The organism is Pseudohoeflea suaedae (genome assembly GCF_004354915.1).
GTDB lineage: Bacteria > Pseudomonadota > Alphaproteobacteria > Rhizobiales > Rhizobiaceae > Pseudohoeflea > Pseudohoeflea suaedae.
The window spans coordinates 99,262-116,725 of sequence record NZ_SMSI01000002.1 but is presented as its reverse complement, the minus strand read 5'-3'; the positions used below and the strand labels follow the sequence as shown (position 1 = coordinate 116,725).

Genomic DNA, 17,464 nt, shown 5'->3' with positions numbered 1-17,464 from the left:
AGAACACCTATTATCTTGCAATGCAAAAGACAAAGCGGCCACCGTGACACGATGGCCGCCTTAACTCAGATCCGCGCGGTCCTGCTCAGGCGCGAAGTGCGGTGTTTTCAGCATCGTAAGGGCTTTCGCCGATCACCGTTGCCCTGTGCTTCGCACCGAGGATCTTGATCTCCAGCTCGGTGCCCTCGGCGGCATAGTCCGGCTTTACCATGGCGAGCGCGATCGACTTGCCGGTCCGGAAACCGTAGCTGCCATGCGTCGCACGACCGATAAGCTTGCCGTCGGGCGCATATATTGCCTCGTTCCCGCGTGCATCCGCGTCGGTGACACCGTGAACCTCGAGCGTGACGAAGTTCCACTTCAGCCCGTTCTCCCTGGCCTTGACGACGCCGTCGCGGCCGAGGAACTCACCCTTGTCGGGCTTGATGAAACGGTCGAGACCGGACTCATAGGCATTGTATTCGATCGAGAGTTCACGCGGGATGAGCCGGTAGCTCTTTTCGATCGCCATGGCGGTCATGGCGCGAATGCCGAAGGGCTTGATGCCGAATTCGGCGCCGGCTTCCATCACGGCATCGAAGATCGCGTTCTGCTGCTCGATCGGGTGATGCAGTTCCCAGCCCAGTTCGCCGACGAAATTGACGCGCAGCGCATGGGCGGTCGCCGTACCGACCGAAATCTGCCTGCCGGACAGCCAGGGGAAGCTGGCATTGTCGAGCGGCGTGCGGGTCAGCTTGGCAAGCACGTCGCGCGAACGCGGCCCCGCCAGCACCAGGACGCCCCATTGCTGGGTGATCGCATTCATCCGAACCGATCCGTCGTCCGGCAGAAGCTTCCTGAGAACATCGTGGTCATGCGCTTCGTAAGCACCGGCCGAGACGAGGTAGTAACCGCCCGGCTGCTTGTAGACGGTGAATTCGGACTTCACGCCACCGGTCTTGGTCAGCAGGTGGCAAAGCGCGATACGGCCGACCTTCCTGGGCAATTTGTTGGCGAGAATGGATTCGAGCCAGGCTTCAGCGCCCGGGCCGTCGACCCAGCACTTGGCGAAGGCGCTCATGTCGAGAAGGCCGACCTTCTCGTGAACCGTCTTCACCTCGTTGCCGATATGTTCGAAATAATTCGAACGGCGGAACGACCAGCGCTCCACGATGCGGCCGTCATCGAGAGGCGGCGCATGGTTGTGGCAGGTAAGCACGTCCGCACCCACGCCGAGATCTTCTGCCGGAACCTCGTAACCGGCAGGGGCAAACCAGTTCGGCCGCTCCCAGCCGTAGACCGAACCGAAGACGGCGCCGAGATCCTTCATCCGCCCGTAGCACGGCGTGGTCTTCAGGGGCCGTGCCGCCGTTCTCTCCTCGTCGGGATAGTGGGTGGTAAAGACGTTGGCGTAGGCTTCCTCGTTCTTCTCCTTCAGATATCCCTCGGTCGCATAAGGGCCGAACCGGCGCGGATCGACACCCATCATGTCGATGGTCGGCTCGCCGTCGACGATCCATTCCGCCAATTGCCAGCCCGCACCACCGGCTGCGGTGATGCCGAAGGAATGGCCCTCGTTAAGCCAGAAATTCTTGAGACCCGGTGCAGGGCCGATGATCGGCGAACCGTCGGGCGTATAGGCGATCGCGCCGTTATAGACCTTCTTGATGCCGACTTCGCCGAAGGCCGGCACGCGCGCGATCGCGGTCTCGATATGCGGCATCAGACGCTCGAGGTCTTCCTGGAAGAGTTCGTACTCGCTGTCGTCCGACGGGCCGTCCATATAGCAGCACGGTGCGCCGTGCTCGTAAGGACCGAGCAGCAGACCGCCGTTTTCCTCGCGCATGTACCACGAGGAATCGCTTTCGCGCAGGACGCCCATTTCGGGCAGGCCCTTGGCCTTGCGCTCGACGATGGCCGGGTGCGGTTCGGTCACGATATACTGGTGCTCGACCGGAATGACCGGAACATTGAGCCCCACCATCTCGCCCGTCTTGCGGGCGAAGTTGCCGGTCGCCGAAATCACGTGTTCGGTGACGATGTCGCCCTTGTCGGTGGAAACCACCCACTTGCCGTCGTCACGCTGGGTGATCGCTGTCACGGTCGTATTGCGGTAGATCGTGGCACCGCGGGAGCGCGCCCCGCGCGCCAGCGCCTGGGTGAGATCGGCGGGCTGGATATAGCCGTCATCGGGATGCTGGATCGCGCCCAGAAGACCCTCGGTCTCGCAGAGCGGCCAGATTTCCCTGACCTGCTCGGGCGTGAGGATATTGACAGGAATACCGAGCGTTTCGGCCACGCCCGCATAATACATGTATTCGTCCCAGCGATCCTTGGTGCGCGCCAGACGGATGTTGGTGACCTGCGAGAATCCGACATTCATGCCGGTCTCTTCCTGCAGTTCGTGATAGAACTTCACCGAGTAACGGTGGATCTGTCCGACCGAGTAGCTCATGTTGAACAGCGGCAGCAGACCCGCCGCGTGCCACGTCGAACCCGACGTCAATTCCTTGCGCTCGAGAAGGACGGAATCGCCCCACCCCTTCTTGGCGAGGTGATACAGCGTCGAGACGCCGACCACGCCTCCGCCAATGACTACCGCGCGCGCCTCAGTTTTCATGTCAGCCATAGATCTTCGTCCCGTTCCCGGCCTGGTTCGTTCCACTCTAGGCGGACTATGCAGCGCGGAAAAGTCACCCTGCCGCCTGTTTGCGACATGAGCCAAAGCAGGGACGACGTGGGCGAAATCCTCAGCCGTTCAATGCTCCGGCGCAACCTCGTATCCGGCAAGCATTTCGGCCAGTTCCTCGATTCTGCTTTCGGGAAAGACGGCGATACCCGCGCCCCTCAACCGGCTTGCAACCACGCCTTCTCCATCCTGCCTGGTGCCGTCGAAACGACCTGTATAGACCGTGCCGGATCCGCAGGAGGGGCTGCCGTCGGTCAGAAGCGCGAAGCGGCAACCGGTTCGGCGCGCCAGATCGAGCGCGATATCGGCACCCGCCACGAAATCTCCGGTCACATCGGCGCCTGTGCTGTCCATCACCCTCGCGCGCCCCTCGAGCACGTCTGCTGCGAGCCCTCCGGGCTCGATTTCCGCCGGCGGACGCGGGACAGGCAGTCCCGCCGCCATCTCGGGGCAGAGCATGACGATGCGCCCCTCCGCCATCCAGCGGTCGAGCAATTGATGGGAGACAGGCTTCGACCGCCCGTCATAGCGCACGGCATGGCCGAGCAGGCAGGCGCTGACGAGAATACGCTGAGTCTTCATGTGCAAAACACTAAACCCCGGCGCCGTCTTCCGACAGCACCGGGGCTTATTTTTTCAGTCCGGACCGCAATGGCCGCGTCAGGCGCCTACTTGATAACCGCGGATCCGCCGACAATGTCCAGCGTTTCCGGCCCCGAAAGGGTCTCGCGATCGCCCGACGGCATTGTGATGAAACAGCCCGACGGGCAGATCTCGACCTTGGCGCCCGCATCGACGGCAACTTCGCGTTTTACACCGCCTTCGGTGACGACGAGCACCTGCACGTCGGAATCCTTGTTGGTTACGCTTGCGGCGAAAGCGCCGCTGACGGTTACCGCAAGCACCGAAAGAGTAAGCATCACTGTCTTCATCTGTCTGTCCTTATCTGCCGGCCTGTGCCGGCTGTCGATATGGGCGCTTTTCTAACGTTGGGAAACTGAACGTAAGCTGAATATCGATATCGCTTACATTTGGCTCAAACGAAGAGCGACGTCCAGCTACAACTCCATTCCGTCCCCATCGTCCGGTTCTTCCTTGCGGATCGGCCGCTTTTTCTTCGGCGCCGCCTTTCTGGTGGATCTGGGCGGCTCCGACTGCTCGTCCATGTCGACGACGTCCGCGTGTTCCGCGAATTTCCTGAGTAGTTCCGGCGGCGCATCCTTGACGAAGAAGTTGACGTCGGTCTGCGGGAACGGGATCTCGATGCCCTCTTCCTTGAAACGCTTGTAGATCGCAATTCGGAGTTCGTTCTTCACGCCCATGCCGTCGAGCACGTCGGCCAGATAGACCTTGAGCACGAAATCCAGCGACGAGGCGCCGAAATTGACGAAATGGACCACCGGCGCCGGGTTGCGCAGCACCATCTTATGCGCCAGCGCGATCTCCTCGAGAATGCGCAGCACCTTTTCGGGATCGGCGGAATAGCTCACGCCGACCTCGACATCGGCACGACCGACGCTGTTGCGGTGGTTCCAGTTGCCGACCACGCCGTTGATGAGTTCCGAGTTCGGCACGATGATCGACTGCCGCTGGAAGGTCTCGATCTCGGTCGCGCGCACCGAAATGCGCTTGACGAAGCCTTGCGTGGAGCCTGTTTCCACCCAGTCGCCGACCTTGAACGGCCGCTCGGCCAGGAGGATGAGGCCGGAGACGAAGTTGGACACGATGTTCTGCAGGCCGAAACCGATACCGAGCGACAGGGCACCGGCGACGATGGCGAGGCTCGAGAGGTTGATGCCGGCGGCGAGAATACCGATCAGGCCGGCGATCGCCACGCCGAGATAACCCACGCCGGTGGTGATCGAGTTCCGGACACCGGGATCCATCCGGCTGCGCGCAAGCACGTTGCGGTCAAGCCATCCCTCGAACATGCGCGTGCCGAACAGGCCGAGAATGAACAAAAGGATGCCCACCAGTATGCCGGTCAGCGAGATCGAGATGCCGCCAATGCGGATATCCGTGAAAGCACGGTAGACCCAGAGTTCGATATCCTGGACCTGGAACCCCCACTGAAGCAGGATAAGCGGCAGTCCGATGAAGAGGACGAGCGCGTGGATCAGCAGCCCGAACCCGAGCCCCATGCGATCCAGCGACGATGCGGACGGGCTGAAATGCGACTGGATCCAGCGCCCGACCGCCGTTTCCGCGAAGACGTTCTGCTCCATCGTCGCCTGAGCGGACAGAAAACCGATATACATCATCGCCACGATCGCGCCGGTCAGCAGGATCTGCTCCGAGACGAACTTCGAAAGGCCGACATATCCGGTGAGGGAGAGAAGCACCATGCCGACACCGGAGATCACGAGCATGAACTTGAGGATGCTCGGCCATGAGCGCGACGGATCGGCCGGGTCGCCGGATTGTGAGACCATCGGCTTCACGCGTGCCGTTCCCGCCAGGATGAGACCGACGACGATTGTCGCGAAAAAGCTCTTGGCGACAGTCAGCACCACAGACGAACCAAGGGTTTCGCTGATATTGGCGAGCGTGAAATCGAGAGCGTTCACCAGCGCCATCAGCACGATCAGGTAATAGACCTTGCGCGCGCCGCTGTTGGAGAAGTTGATCAGCCGCCATTGCGGCTTGTGAGGCGCCAATATCGCCTTGGCGACGCGGCCAACGAAAGTGACGACGATCAGCGATGCGCAAAGGCCGGCGATCATGCTCGTCACATCACTGCGAAGGACCGCGAAATTGACGAAGAGCAGCAGCGTCGATCCGAAGATCAGCGTCAATGCGAGCGTCGGGATGAGCGCCGACCAGAAAGCGACCGTCAGACGCTCGAGATAGCCGGGTTCGCTGATGGTGCCATCGCGTTCGATGAAACGCCCGAAGAACCGAAGGCTCACGACCGCAACCAGCAGGCTGATGACGGAGGACAGGAAGGACGCCACCATCAATTGCTGGAACTTGAACGACCAGACGAACTTCAGCCAGCTCTCGAAAATCCTGTCCAGGCTGCGCACCTCGACCGCCAGCGCGCTCCCGGCCTCGTCGAAGAACTGAGCGGTGATCTCCGTGCGCTTGAAAAGCGTGTCCTTGAACAGCCGCCGCCGCGTTTCGGTGACGCGGTCGCCGAGATCGTTCGCCCGGATCGAGACGTTCTCGGCGCGGCCGGTCAGCGTGTTGATCAGGCTCCGCTCCTGGTTGAGCCGCGTTCGTTCCGCCTGGGTGGCGGGCGCCTCTTCCGGTTCCCCTTCGACAGGCGGGGCGCCAAGCGAATCGAGGCGAGACTTTACCTCGGTGAGCCGGGGACGGAGGCTGACCCCCACGTCGATCATCTGCTGCGACAGTTCCTCGAGCGCCAGTTTCAGGTCGATCAGCCGTGTATCGTCGGCGGAATTGTCGTCGACCTTTTCCTGGATGGAGGTGAGTTTGCGATCGGCCCCGTCGAGCAGGTCCTGCGCCGACTGCACCGCCGGCGAGATCTGCAGATCGACCCGCGGATCCTGTGCCGCCGCTGCCGTGGCAAAAACCAGGAGAGACGCCAACAATCCGAACCGGATCAGGCGGATCAAATACGAAACACTCATTCTTACCCTGCCGGCAGTGGTCATCGAATTTCCGTTTAGAGCAATTTCGATTTTGACGGTATCGGCACAATCGAAATGCGTAAATGAGTTCAGTAGCTTGCTGAAGCTATCAGTTTGCACCTGACTGTGAAACGGTCTAGCTGAAACCGGCGAAGGCGAGAACCGCGCCTCTTACCTGCGGAATGTCAGAAGCCTGCCCCGGGCCTCGCCAGATATTCCTCCTCCGCCGGCGTGTTCTCCCGTCCCAGGATGGCGTTGCGATGCGGGAACCGGCCATAGGTCTCGATCACGTCGCGGTGCTTTCTGGCATAATCGAGGTACATGTCGTTGCCGAGATCGGTGAACAATTCGACCGACCGCTTCTGGTCCTCCATCCGTTCGGAATGTTCGAACGGCATGTAGAGAAAGGCGCGACGCGAGGTGTCGATCTGCTTGTCGAGCCCGGTGGCCACGACATAGCGCGATTCTTCGAGCGCGAGGCCGTCGGTGGCAAACGAATGCGGGCTGCCGCGAAACATGTTGCGGGGAAACTGGTCGAACACGATGATCAGAGCCAGGCGACTGTCGGCCGACTTGTGCCATTCCTCGGTTATCTCCGAGGACAGTTGCAGATGAAGATCGAGGAACCGCTCCCGGATCATCGAATCGATCTCATCCTTCTTGACGAACCAGTCGTCCTTGGTGAGCTTGTTGAACCAGAAATCGAGCACACTTGCAGGCGTTTCGGTCATTCGTCCTCCCTTGCCGGTGACGGTGATCGCCGACCGCTTTTCGATGGCCGTTATCTGTGCCACAGATTGCATCCTTTCAACAGAGCGGGTTTCCCCATCAACCGACAACAGGAGCGTTCGCATGGCCGCCGGACTATCGACCATCGGCTTCGATGCAGACGACACACTCTGGCAGAACGAGCAGTTCTTCCGTTTCACCGAGCAGGAATTCGCGAAAATTCTCGAAGATCACGGCGATCCCGACGCGATCTCCGCACGACTTCTGGAGGCGGAGCGCCGCAATCTCGGCCATTACGGTTTCGGCGTGAAGGGTTTCACACTCTCGATGATCGAGACGGCGATCGAGGTGACGGACGGACAGGCCCCGGCCAGCGTCATCGGCCGCATTCTCGAGATCGGCCGCAGCCTCATGAACCACCCCATGGAAACCCTGCCGGGGGCCGCGGAAACGCTTGAAGCGCTTGCCGGCGACTACCGGATCGTCCTGATCACCAAGGGCGACCTCTTCCACCAGGAAAAGAAACTCGCGCAATCCGGCCTCGGCGATTTCTTCGACGCGATCGAGATCGTCTCGGACAAGAAGCCCCACACCTATCGCACGCTGTTCGACCGCCACGGCAACGGACCGGAACGCGCCATGATGGTGGGCAATTCACTGAAGTCGGACGTCCTGCCGGCGCTCGAGGCCGGGAGCTGGGGCGTGCATGTGCCCCACCCACTCACCTGGGCGCTCGAACATGCCGATGCCCCCTCGGAGAACCAGCGCTTCCGCGAGATCGAGACACTCGCGGAACTGCCGGAACTGGTCGATCTGATCGCGCAGGCCTAGGAGGCATTTTCCTCGGCCTCGAGCGCGATCAGCACCGTGCCGTCGCTCACCTGCTGGCCTGCCTTCACCAGCACCTCGCCGATCGTGCCGTCACGCGGTGCGGACAGCGTCATCTCCATCTTCATGGCTTCCATGACGATCAGCGCATCACCGGCCTTCACCGTCTGCCCCGCGCTCGCGGTGACCTCCTTGACGACGCCGGGCATCGGCGCAGTGACGGTATCGCCACCGGCGGCGGCATCACCCGCACGCTCGATCTTCGGGATGCCCCGCACATGCGCCGCCCCTTCCTCGAAAACGGTGATACCGTCCTCGAGACGGGCGATGCGGACAGCCTTGCGCCGCCCGTTGACATAAGCCGTCCAGCCCGAGCCGTCAGCCTGTCGTTTCAATTCGGAGAGCTGTAGCGGTTCGGCGAGTGCGCCGCCGGACACACGCCACTCCCGCACGCCTCTGCGGGTCACCGAGTAGCTCTCCACCTCGCCCTCGTGGGAAAGCCGGACGTCGCGCCGTGGATATCCCCAGTTCTCCCAGGGACCAATCAGCACTGCCGGCTCCTCCGGCGTCGTGTGAGGGTCGACCATGCCGGAGACCACCACTGCCATGAAGGCGATCACCTCCTCCGGCGTTTGAATGGCGGTGACGAGCTCGTCGACATGACGGTCGATCATCCCGGTATCGAGATTGGCACCGGCGAAATCGTCTTGCCGGAGCAGCCGCACCAGAAAGCCGGTATTGGTGACCGTGCCGGCAATCTCCGTGCGCGACAGTCCACCCGCAAGCTCGGCGATCGCCTCGGTGCGCGTGGGCGCATGCACGATCGCCTTGGCGATCATCGGATCGTAGAAGGGCGTGATGGTGTCGCCCTCGGCCACGCCGGTATCCACCCGCATGCCCTCGGCAAACTGCAGATGACCGACCGTGCCGACCGCCGGCAGAAAGCCCCTGGCCGCGTCCTCGGCATAGATGCGCGCCTCGACCGCATGGCCGGATATCGACAGCTCTCTTTGCCGTTTGGGCAGTCTCTCGCCGCGCGCCACCCGGATCTGCCATTCCACCAGATCGAGCCCGGTAATGGCCTCCGTCACCGGGTGCTCCACCTGCAGGCGCGTGTTCATCTCCATGAACCAGAACCGGTCCGGCCGCAGCCCTTCCGACGCATCGACGATGAACTCCACCGTTCCGGCACCGCGATAATTGATCGCCTGTGCCGCCTTGACCGCTGCCTCGCCCATCGCCGCCCGCATCTCTTCGGTCATGCCGGGCGCCGGCGCTTCCTCGATCACCTTCTGGTGACGCCGCTGCGCCGAGCAGTCGCGCTCGAACAGATGGACGACATTGCCGTGGCTGTCGCCGAAAACCTGGATCTCGATATGCCGCGGCGTATCGACGAACTTCTCCACCAGCACACGCTCGTCGCCGAAGGAAGCCTTCGCCTCGCGCTTGGCCGAGGAGAGCGCCGCAGGGAAATCGGCCTGATCGTCGACCCGGCGCATCCCCTTGCCGCCACCACCGGCGCGCGCCTTGATCAGCACCGGAAAGCCGATCTCGTTGGCCTTGCCGGCCAGCACGACGAGTTCCTGCGCGTCCCCGTGATAGCCGGGTACGACCGGCACCTTGGCCTTTTCCATCAGCCGCTTGGCCGCATCTTTCAAACCCATCGCACGAATGGCATCCGCCGACGGCCCGATGAAGATCAGGCCCGCCCTTTCGACCGCCTCGACGAAATCCGGATTCTCGGAGAGAAAGCCGTAACCCGGATGGACCGCGTCCGCGCCTGTGACCCTGGCGGCATCGATGATGGCGCCGATATCGAGATAGCTCTCGGCAGCCGGCGCCGGCCCGATGCGAACCGCCTCGTCGGCCATTTTCACGTGCAGCGCATCCCGATCGGCATCGGAGAAGACAGCGACGGTGGCGATACCCATCCGCCGCGCCGTCCGGATCACCCGGCAGGCGATCTCGCCGCGATTGGCAATGAGGATTTTGGTGATCATGGCGCTCCCATCTCACTCCAGAGTCTGAATTCCATAGGACAGGCCGATGCGAGACGGCGGTCATCGCTGACGAAGACCGAGCAACCGCTGACCTGCGCGGTCGCCACATGAATGGCATCCGGCAATTTCACTCCGGTTCCGGCCCGTATCCGCGCCGCCTCCAGAAGGACGGGACGCGAAATCCCGGCGACGTGAAGGAAGGTGCTTTCCGCGCCGAGCAGCGATAGATAGGCGCGCACGAGGGCCTCGTCCTGGTCGGCGATCGGTTTGACGAGACACTCAGCCAACGTCAGTTCGCTCGTCACGCCCTCGACGTCCCCGGCATCGACTTCATTGACGAAGGCGCGCTGCCATTCGTCCAGCGCGCCCTCCTTTTCCAGAATGGCGATCAGCACATGGGTGTCGAGATAGGTCCGTCTCGCTTCCGCCACGCTCAGCGTTCCCACTCGTTACGCAGCGAGGCGACATAGGCGTCGATTTCGTCCTGGCCGCGCCGTTGCGAGGCAATTCCGACAAAATCGCTGAACCGGCCCGGTTGCTGCGCATGCGGCGCGCCTGTTGCGGGAGACAGTCCGACAGCGCTCGCAAGAATGGCGCGCACCTCCGCCTCGGTTGAGCGCTGGTTTGCCACCGCCCGAGCCTTCACCGCCTCCAGAACTGTATCGTCCAACTGCCTGACAACGATCTGCGCCATATTTCTAGCTCCCGGTTGATATCGAAATGATATCACTTACGCGTCTGGATAGCCATCACATCCTGAACACGCCGAAATCGGTTTCTTCCATCGGCGCGTTGAGCGCAGCCGATAAACTCAGTGCCAGAACCTCGCGGCTCTTCATCGGATTGACGATCCCGTCGTCCCAGAGCCGCGCCGAGGCATAAAGGGGATGGCTCTGCTTCTCGAACATCTCGATCGTCGGCCGCTTGAACTCCGCTTCCTCCTGGGCCGACCACTCCCCGCCCTTGCGCTCGATCGCGTCGCGCCTGACGGTGGCGAGAACGCCCGCCGCCTGCTCTCCGCCCATGACCGCGATGCGGCTGTTAGGCCAGGTCCAGAGAAACCGCGGCGAATAGGCCCGGCCGCACATGCCGTAATTGCCCGCGCCGAACGAGCCGCCGACGATCATCGTGATCTTCGGCACCTTGGTGGTCGCCACGGCCGTGACCAGCTTGGCGCCGTCCTTGGCGATGCCGCCTGCCTCGTATTTCTGTCCCACCATGAAGCCGGTGATGTTCTGCAGGAACACGAGCGGAATTTTCCGCTGCGAGCACAGTTCGACGAAGTGCGCGGCCTTCACAGCACTTTCGGAAAACAGAACACCGTTATTGGCGATGATGCCGACCGGCATGCCCATCACATGGGCGAAACCGCAGACGATCGTGGTGCCGTAGCGCGCCTTGAATTCGTGAAAGCGAGACCCGTCCACCATGCGGGCGATGACCTCGCGGATGTCATAGGGCTGGCGGGCATCCTGCGGCACGATGCCCGCGATCTCGGCCGGATCGTAAAGCGGCGCCTCGGGCGACTGGAGATGAAGCTGTGCCAAGCCGGATCGCCCCGGATTGTTGAGATTGGCGACCGCCTGCCGCGCCAGCTCCAGCGCGTGAGCGTCGTCTTCTGCCAGATGATCGGCTACGCCGGACAGCCGCGTATGAACGTCGCCACCGCCGAGATCCTCCGCACTCACCACCTCTCCCGTCGCGGCCTTCACCAGCGGCGGGCCGGCGAGAAAGATCGTGCCCTGCTCCCTGACGATGATCGTTTCGTCGCTCATCGCCGGCACATAGGCGCCACCCGCCGTGCAGGAGCCCATCACCACCGCGATCTGCGGAATGCCGCGCGCCGACATGTTGGCCTGGTTGAAGAAGATGCGCCCGAAATGATCGCGGTCGGGAAACACCTCGTCCTGATTGGGCAGGTTCGCCCCGCCGGAATCGACCAGATAGACGCAAGGCAGGTTGTTCTCCGCGGCGATCTCCTGGGCCCGCAGGTGCTTCTTCACCGTCATCGGATAATAGGTGCCGCCCTTCACCGTGGCATCATTGCAGACCACCATGACATCGCGGCCCTCGACCCGGCCGACACCGGCAATGACGCCGGCCGCAGCGATTTCGCCGCCGTAAAGTCCGTGCGCGGCAAACTGGCCGATCTCCAGAAACGGCGACCCGGCATCCAGAAGTCCGCGCACCCGATCACGCGGCAACAGCTTTCCGCGTCCGACATGGCGCTCGCGCGCGGGTTCCGGGCCGCCGAGCGCGATCGTGCCCGCAATGTCGCCGATCTGCAGGGTCAGCTCCTCCATTCGCGCGGCATTGTCGCGAAACTCTCGCGACGTTGTGGAGATTTTCGACTGGATGACGCTCATGACATTTTATCCCGCATCATTGCCCCGCACGGCCATCTTCCGCCGGCGCAAACCCTTTGATTTCGCGTTCGAGAGAGAAACTGACGACCGAACGGATGATGGCAACCCCGCCGGACAACAAAATGCAGTCTCCCGTCAGTGACGCAGCTGCGGCGACTTAAAGCAGAATCATATTCGCAAGCGCGCAAGCCAACCGACTGAAATTCATGAATTTTACGACCATCAGACACGCGCGAAAACCGGCCTTGACCGGCCGCATCAGGCCGACGGCGACGATTGGCGGACAGGGCGAAATCGCGGACAGGGCGTCGCCTCCTCGACACATCGGGCGTGGTTCGGCGTCCGGCGGCCTTGAAATGCCCGACGACAGGCTTGCCTTCGCAGAGTTGATGGCCGATGACGATCCCCATGCAGGACGAACACGACAAACCGAACGGCAAGCGGCACGGCTCCGGCATGGGACGGATGTCGAAAGCGCTCGCGGTATCCCTTTCGGGGGTGCGCGAGGCGCTTCGCTGCGAGGCTGCATTCCGGCAGGAACTCGCCATCGGTGCAGTATTCGCCGTGGCCGCCCTTATGCTCGAGGTCACGCCGGCCGAACGCGGCGTGCTTCTCGCCAGCATCTTCATCGTGCTCATCGTCGAGCTGCTCAACACGGCGCTCGAAGTGACGCTGGACCGCATCACCCTTGAAGAGGATCCGAGCGTGCGCAAGGCCAAGGACATGGGCAGTGCGGCCGTGTTCCTCTCCATCGTTGCAGCAGGCGTTGTGTGGATTTGCATCACCGGCCCGCTGGTCTATCGCGCATTGTCCTGAAGCCCGTCATCGATCAGCGCGTCTCCGCCATGATTTCGCGGCCGATCAGCATTCGCCGGATCTCGCTGGTTCCCGCCCCGATCTCGTAAAGCTTGGCATCGCGCAGCAGGCGCCCGGTGGGAAAGTCGCTCGTGTAGCCATTGCCGCCAAGCGCCTGGATGGCCTCGAGCGCAACCTGCGTTGCTTTTTCGGCCGCATAGAGAATGCAGCCGGCGGCATCCTTGCGGGTGGTCTCGCCGCGATCACAGGCCGCGGCCACCGCATAGACATAGGCCCGACAGACGTTCATCGTCGTGTACATGTCCGCCAGCTTGCCCTGCATCAGCTGGAACTCACCGATCGACTGGCCGAACTGCTTTCGCTCGTGGACGTAGGGGACGACCACATCCATCGCCGCGGCCATGATCCCGAGCGGCCCGCCCGAGAGCACCACGCGCTCGTAATCGAGCCCGGACATCAGGATCTTCACCCCCTGCCCCTCTTCGCCCAGCACGTTCTCGTATGGCACCTCGCAGTCCTCGAAGACGAGTTCCGCCGTATTGGAGCCGCGCATGCCGAGCTTGTCGAGCTTCTGGCCGGTGGAGAAACCTGCCATGCCCTTTTCCACGAGGAAGGCGGTGATACGCTTGGATTTCGCGTCCGGATCGGTTTTGGCATAGACCACGAGCGTATCGGCGTCGGGACCGTTGGTGATCCACATCTTGGCTCCGTTGAGCACGTAGCGGTCGTTCTTCTTTTCCGCCCTGAGCTTCATCGATACCACGTCGGAGCCGGCATTCGGCTCGCTCATCGCAAGCGCGCCGACATGCTCGCCGGTGCACAGCTTCGGCAGATAGTTTTGTTTCTGCGCCTCATTGCCCCAGCGGTTGATCTGGTTGACGCAAAGGTTCGAGTGCGCGCCATAGGACAGGCCCACCGAGGCCGATGCGCGGGAAATTTCCTCCATCGCCACGCAATGGGCGACATAGCCCATGCCGGTGCCGCCGAATTCGGGATCGGCGGTCATGCCGAGAAGGCCGAGATCCCCCATCTCCTTCCACAAGTGCATCGGGAACGCATTGTCGCGATCGGTTTCCGCCGCCACCGGGGCGATGCGATCGCGGGCGAACCTGGAAACCATCTCCCTCAGCGCATCCACATCATCGCCGAGACCGAAATTCATGCCGGTTTCAAACATTCTCTTCCTCCTCCTCTCTGGCTCCGACCATGCGGTTCACCAGCCTGATGTAGACAGTCTCGATTTCACCGAGCGACAACCGCCCGTCCTCGCGGTACCAGGTTGTCAGACCGTTGAGCAGGGCGATGATCGCGCGCGTCGTCACCTCCGGATCGCTCACGTCGAATTTGCCGTCCGCAATGCCATCTTCAATCATCTGGCGCGGTATCGCCTCATATCCACGTCTGAGATCGCGGATACGCGTGAAATTGGCCGGTTCCAGACTGCGCAGCTCCATGTAGGAAATGAACATCTCGCGCGGCCGGGTCAGGTGATAGCGGACATGAAACCGGACGAAGTCTGCCAGCGTGCTCCCCTCTTCACGCTGCCATGCCGCCTCGAGCGCCTGCATGTGGCCTGCCAGAAGATCAACCAGGATATCCTGCTTGGTGGGGAAGTAATTGTAGATCGCGCCGGCCTGCACCCCGGTGCACGCCGCGATTGCGCGCATCGACACCGCCGCGTAGCCTTCGCGCGCGAACAGGTCGAGCGAGGCCTCCTTGAGCCTTGCGACCGTTTCGGCCGCTGTGGATCCCGCAGTCCGTGCCATCGGCCTCCCCGCCGCGCCGCAAATTTTCAGACAGTCCAATTAATTGAACGACTGTTTAATAATATGCCTGCCCGCCGATCGCAAGCACAACTTTCACGATGGTGCGACAGATCCTCCCGCCATGAGCGGGCAGTTTGTGTGGCCTTTGCATCATTGCATGTGCGCACATCGAATTTCTCTGTAACGAATTGATCTGGATCAATTTTCCCGGCGACGGCAGGCGTAGCTTGCAGGCATCCACAGAACGTTTTCCCCAGGGGCTTACAATGAATACCAAGTTCAAAGCGCTTCTCCTTGGCGCTTCAGCAATCGCCTTCGGCGTCGCCGCACTCCAGACGACCGCTTCGGCCGCAGACATCAACGACCGCATTCATGCGGACAAAAGCCCCTGGCAGGTCCGTGTGCGCGCGCTCGGCGTGGTTCCCGAGGACGACGGAAACATCGACCAGATTGCCGGCTCCAACCTCGCCTATTCCAACTCGGTGACACCGGAACTCGATATCACCTATTTCTTCACCGACAATCTGGCGGCTGAACTCATCCTCGGCACCACCTCCTCCAAGATTTATGCCGAGAATGCCGGGGCTGCGAATGGTCAGGTCGGCAAGACCTGGATCCTGCCGCCCACCCTGACCCTGCAGTACCACTTCACCGGCTTCGGCGCCTTCGAGCCCTATGTCGGCGCCGGCGTGAACTACACCATGTTCTTCGATCAGGAGGCGACTGGCGCACTCACCGACATCGACATCGAAGACACCTTCGGTGCGGCTCTTCAGGTCGGTTTCGACTACATGCTCGACGAGCACTGGGGCGTGAACTTCGACGTCAAGAAGATCTTCCTGCGGCCAGACTGGTCGGCAAACGGCGGAACCTTGACCGGCAAGGCCAAGCTTGATCCATGGCTGATCGGCACCGGCATCACCTACCGCTTCTGATCGATGCGGTAACTGAACGAAAAAGCCCGGTGCGTTGGCGCGCACCGGGCTTTTTCACGTGTCGGAATGTCTGCCGGGATCAGATGTCGGCGAGCGCGTCCACCAGTTCCGTCACACCGAAGCGGATCGGGTCGGTCGCCGGAACACCATATTCCCGGGCGAGATCGGCGAGCATCGACCTTGCTTCGTCTTCACCGAGCTTGGCGGTATTGACCGCAATACCGGTGCACTTGATCCCCGGGTTGGTGCGCGAGCCAAGTGCGATCGTCATGTCGATCACCTCCTGGATCGACGGCAGCGGATGCTTCACGCCGCGCATGGTGGTGCGCGTCGGCTCGTGGCAGACCACGAATGCATCGGGCTGCGCGCCGTGCAGCAGGCCGAGCGAGACGCCCGCGAAGCTCGGGTGGAACAGCGAACCCTGGCCTTCGATCAGATCCCAGTGATTGGGGTCGGCAGCCGGCGATATCCACTCGACCGCACCGGAGATGAAGTCGGCAACGACGGCATCGATGGCCACGCCACGACCGGAAATGAACACGCCGGTCTGGCCTGTCGCGCGGAAATCCGCATCCATGCCGCGCTCACGCATCTCGCGCTCGAGCGCAAGTGCGGTGTATTTCTTGCCGACCGAACAGTCGGTGCCGACAGCGAGCAAGCGCTTGCCGGGGCGCTTGTCGCCCTTGCCTGTCGCGAAACGCTCGTCGGAGAAGCGCACGTCATGTAGCTTGGCGCCGCTCTTTTCGGCGGCAGCCTTGATCTCCGGAATGGACGAAAGACGGGAATGCAGGCCGGTCGCAACGTTCAGTCCCGCATCCAGCGCCTCGACGATCGGTTTGACCCAATGATCGGGAAGCACACCGCCGGCATTTACCGCGCCCACGACCATCGTCTTCACGCCCTTTTCCTTGGCTTCGGCAATCGACAGTTCGGGAATGTTGGCATCGGCCTGACAGCCGTCCAGCCGGAACTGACCGAGGCACCATTCGGGGCGCCAGTCGACGATTCCGAGTCCGGTCTTTGCGGCAAGCGCGTCCGGGACGTCACCGAGAAAAATAAGATAGGGGTGTTCGATGATCATCGAAATCTCCGAATAGATGCACTGAATGAGGATCGAGCCACGTATTGGCGCTCCCCGTCAGTCTTCGCCGCCCCATCGTCCGGCGTCAAGCGGATTGTCCGGCATGTCCCGGCAACGCGTCGACCGGACGCATCATATTCCGTTGGTTTTCAGGACCTTGAGCACGCATTCGGTCTCGATTTCGTCGATCCCGCCGAACGTGATGATCAGTTCGCGGAAATCGGCGGTCTCCTCGAGGTTCGCCGCTCGCGTTTCCAGAATGCAGTCCCAGCTTCCGGTCACCGACCACGCTGCCACCACATTGCGCTGCGTGCCGATATTGGCCATCAGCCGCGTGCAATCCATGCCCTTTGCAAAGCGGATGCGCAGGAAGATGGTCAGGTGAGGATCATCCTCGACCGTCCCGCGGGTCACGACGGTGAAGCCGTCGATAATACCTTTCTTCTTGAGCGCTTCGACACGGTTCTGGACCGCGACGCGCGAGACACCCATTTCTACCGCAAGTTGCGTCCACGTCATTCTCCCATCCTCCTTGAGGAGGTTGAGAAGCTTGATGTCCTTCTCGCTCAGTTTCCTGTCAGCCATGCCTGTCCCATTTCCGGTCAACGCTTAACCATTTGCAGCCCTAAGGTTGCAATATGCCATATTCTACTCAATCCGAAACCTGTTCCTCAAATACGCC

Annotated in this window: 16 protein-coding genes; 3 read left to right on the top strand and 13 right to left on the bottom strand. The window is 61.9% G+C overall.

Annotated features, from left to right (window positions below; translation table 11 throughout):
• Positions 1 to 85 precede the first annotated feature (85 nt).
• From E2A64_RS10575 to E2A64_RS10555, 5 genes are all read right to left on the bottom strand, one after another.
• On the bottom strand, positions 86 to 2,599 hold the full coding sequence (locus E2A64_RS10575; protein WP_133285024.1) for a GcvT family protein: 2,514 nt from the start codon (positions 2,597 to 2,599) through the stop codon (positions 86 to 88).
• Between the two features lie 138 nt (positions 2,600 to 2,737).
• A complete protein-coding gene (locus E2A64_RS10570) occupies positions 2,738 to 3,250 on the bottom strand; it encodes a 2-thiouracil desulfurase family protein (RefSeq protein WP_133284465.1) in 513 nt (170 codons plus the stop codon).
• An 86-nt stretch (positions 3,251 to 3,336) separates the two neighbouring features.
• Positions 3,337 to 3,600 (bottom strand): hypothetical protein, encoded by a 264-nt coding sequence (locus E2A64_RS10565; RefSeq protein ID WP_133284464.1) that lies wholly within the window; start codon positions 3,598 to 3,600, stop codon positions 3,337 to 3,339.
• 126 nt (positions 3,601 to 3,726) lie between these two features.
• A complete protein-coding gene (locus E2A64_RS18190; RefSeq protein WP_428977484.1) occupies positions 3,727 to 4,554 on the bottom strand; it encodes a mechanosensitive ion channel family protein in 828 nt (275 codons plus the stop codon).
• 1,892 nt (positions 4,555 to 6,446) lie between these two features.
• Entirely contained in the window at positions 6,447 to 6,992 is a 546-nt protein-coding gene (locus tag E2A64_RS10555; RefSeq protein WP_133285023.1) for a DUF924 family protein, read from the bottom strand.
• A gap of 121 nt (positions 6,993 to 7,113) precedes the next feature.
• On the opposite strand from E2A64_RS10555, the gene E2A64_RS10550 reads away from it, so the two are divergent.
• The gene (locus E2A64_RS10550) at positions 7,114 to 7,821 is read left to right on the top strand and encodes an HAD family hydrolase (RefSeq protein ID WP_133284462.1); all 708 of its coding nucleotides are present in this window, start codon (positions 7,114 to 7,116) and stop codon (positions 7,819 to 7,821) included.
• Here the strand turns inward: E2A64_RS10550 and E2A64_RS10545 are convergent.
• The 4 genes from E2A64_RS10545 to E2A64_RS10530 are packed head-to-tail and all read right to left on the bottom strand — an operon-like array spanning position 7,818 to position 12,184.
• Complete coding sequence (locus E2A64_RS10545; RefSeq protein WP_133284461.1) at positions 7,818 to 9,818, bottom strand: acetyl-CoA carboxylase biotin carboxylase subunit; 2,001 nt, start codon at positions 9,816 to 9,818, stop codon at positions 7,818 to 7,820. The two genes, E2A64_RS10550 and E2A64_RS10545, sit on opposite strands and share 4 nt — an antisense overlap.
• Positions 9,815 to 10,249 carry a type II toxin-antitoxin system VapC family toxin gene (locus tag E2A64_RS10540; protein ID WP_158285738.1) on the bottom strand — a complete coding sequence of 145 codons (435 nt, stop codon included), beginning with the start codon at positions 10,247 to 10,249 and terminating at the stop codon, positions 9,815 to 9,817. Before E2A64_RS10540 ends, E2A64_RS10545 begins: the two co-directional genes overlap by 4 nt.
• Before the next feature lie 2 nt (positions 10,250 to 10,251).
• A complete protein-coding gene (locus E2A64_RS10535; protein WP_133284459.1) occupies positions 10,252 to 10,512 on the bottom strand; it encodes a FitA-like ribbon-helix-helix domain-containing protein in 261 nt (86 codons plus the stop codon).
• 55 nt (positions 10,513 to 10,567) lie between these two features.
• Positions 10,568 to 12,184 carry a carboxyl transferase domain-containing protein gene (locus E2A64_RS10530; RefSeq protein WP_133284458.1) on the bottom strand — a complete coding sequence of 539 codons (1,617 nt, stop codon included), beginning with the start codon at positions 12,182 to 12,184 and terminating at the stop codon, positions 10,568 to 10,570.
• 396 nt (positions 12,185 to 12,580) lie between these two features.
• Here E2A64_RS10530 and E2A64_RS10525 point away from each other — a divergent pair, with 396 nt between their 5' ends.
• Positions 12,581 to 13,000 (top strand): diacylglycerol kinase, encoded by a 420-nt coding sequence (locus tag E2A64_RS10525; RefSeq protein WP_206662441.1) that lies wholly within the window; start codon positions 12,581 to 12,583, stop codon positions 12,998 to 13,000.
• Between the two features lie 13 nt (positions 13,001 to 13,013).
• Here the strand turns inward: E2A64_RS10525 and E2A64_RS10520 are convergent, their stop codons facing one another.
• Together E2A64_RS10520 and E2A64_RS10515 are read right to left on the bottom strand one after the other, a co-directional pair.
• Positions 13,014 to 14,177, bottom strand: coding sequence for an isovaleryl-CoA dehydrogenase (locus E2A64_RS10520; protein WP_133284457.1), 1,164 nt, complete (start codon positions 14,175 to 14,177; stop codon positions 13,014 to 13,016).
• Positions 14,170 to 14,766, bottom strand: a complete 597-nt coding sequence (locus tag E2A64_RS10515) for a TetR/AcrR family transcriptional regulator (RefSeq protein WP_133284456.1) — start codon at positions 14,764 to 14,766, stop codon at positions 14,170 to 14,172. Before E2A64_RS10515 ends, E2A64_RS10520 begins: the two co-directional genes overlap by 8 nt.
• A gap of 266 nt (positions 14,767 to 15,032) precedes the next feature.
• Between E2A64_RS10515 and E2A64_RS10510 the strand changes: the two genes are divergently transcribed.
• The gene (locus tag E2A64_RS10510; protein WP_133284455.1) at positions 15,033 to 15,701 is read left to right on the top strand and encodes an OmpW/AlkL family protein; all 669 of its coding nucleotides are present in this window, start codon (positions 15,033 to 15,035) and stop codon (positions 15,699 to 15,701) included.
• 79 nt (positions 15,702 to 15,780) lie between these two features.
• Here E2A64_RS10510 and dgcN read toward each other — a convergent pair whose 3' ends face one another.
• Positions 15,781 to 16,782 (bottom strand): N-acetyltransferase DgcN, encoded by a 1,002-nt coding sequence (gene dgcN / locus E2A64_RS10505; protein ID WP_133284454.1) that lies wholly within the window; start codon positions 16,780 to 16,782, stop codon positions 15,781 to 15,783.
• Positions 16,783 to 16,914: 132 nt separating this feature from the next.
• A complete protein-coding gene (locus tag E2A64_RS10500) occupies positions 16,915 to 17,367 on the bottom strand; it encodes an Lrp/AsnC family transcriptional regulator (protein WP_133284453.1) in 453 nt (150 codons plus the stop codon).
• Positions 17,368 to 17,464 lie beyond the last annotated feature (97 nt).

Bases quoted from the DNA above. Each gene is read 5' to 3' on its own strand.
- E2A64_RS10515 (WP_133284456.1), bottom strand. From the start codon at position 14,766: ATGGCACGGACTGCGGGATCCACAGCGGCCGAAACGGTCGCAAGGCTC.
- E2A64_RS10565 (WP_133284464.1), bottom strand. From the start codon at position 3,600: ATGAAGACAGTGATGCTTACTCTTTCGGTGCTTGCGGTAACCGTCAGC.
- E2A64_RS10575 (WP_133285024.1), bottom strand. From the start codon at position 2,599: ATGAAAACTGAGGCGCGCGCGGTAGTCATTGGCGGAGGCGTGGTCGGC.
- E2A64_RS10545 (WP_133284461.1), bottom strand. From the start codon at position 9,818: ATGATCACCAAAATCCTCATTGCCAATCGCGGCGAGATCGCCTGCCGG.
- E2A64_RS10555 (WP_133285023.1), bottom strand. From the start codon at position 6,992: ATGACCGAAACGCCTGCAAGTGTGCTCGATTTCTGGTTCAACAAGCTC.
- E2A64_RS10550 (WP_133284462.1), top strand. From the start codon at position 7,114: ATGGCCGCCGGACTATCGACCATCGGCTTCGATGCAGACGACACACTC.
- E2A64_RS10570 (WP_133284465.1), bottom strand. From the start codon at position 3,250: ATGAAGACTCAGCGTATTCTCGTCAGCGCCTGCCTGCTCGGCCATGCC.
- E2A64_RS10500 (WP_133284453.1), bottom strand. From the start codon at position 17,367: ATGGCTGACAGGAAACTGAGCGAGAAGGACATCAAGCTTCTCAACCTC.
- E2A64_RS10525 (WP_206662441.1), top strand. From the start codon at position 12,581: ATGACGATCCCCATGCAGGACGAACACGACAAACCGAACGGCAAGCGG.
- E2A64_RS10530 (WP_133284458.1), bottom strand. From the start codon at position 12,184: ATGAGCGTCATCCAGTCGAAAATCTCCACAACGTCGCGAGAGTTTCGC.
- E2A64_RS10510 (WP_133284455.1), top strand. From the start codon at position 15,033: ATGAATACCAAGTTCAAAGCGCTTCTCCTTGGCGCTTCAGCAATCGCC.
- E2A64_RS18190 (WP_428977484.1), bottom strand. From the start codon at position 4,554: ATGGATCCCGGTGTCCGGAACTCGATCACCACCGGCGTGGGTTATCTC.
- E2A64_RS10535 (WP_133284459.1), bottom strand. From the start codon at position 10,512: ATGGCGCAGATCGTTGTCAGGCAGTTGGACGATACAGTTCTGGAGGCG.
- E2A64_RS10520 (WP_133284457.1), bottom strand. From the start codon at position 14,177: ATGTTTGAAACCGGCATGAATTTCGGTCTCGGCGATGATGTGGATGCG.
- dgcN (WP_133284454.1), bottom strand. From the start codon at position 16,782: ATGATCATCGAACACCCCTATCTTATTTTTCTCGGTGACGTCCCGGAC.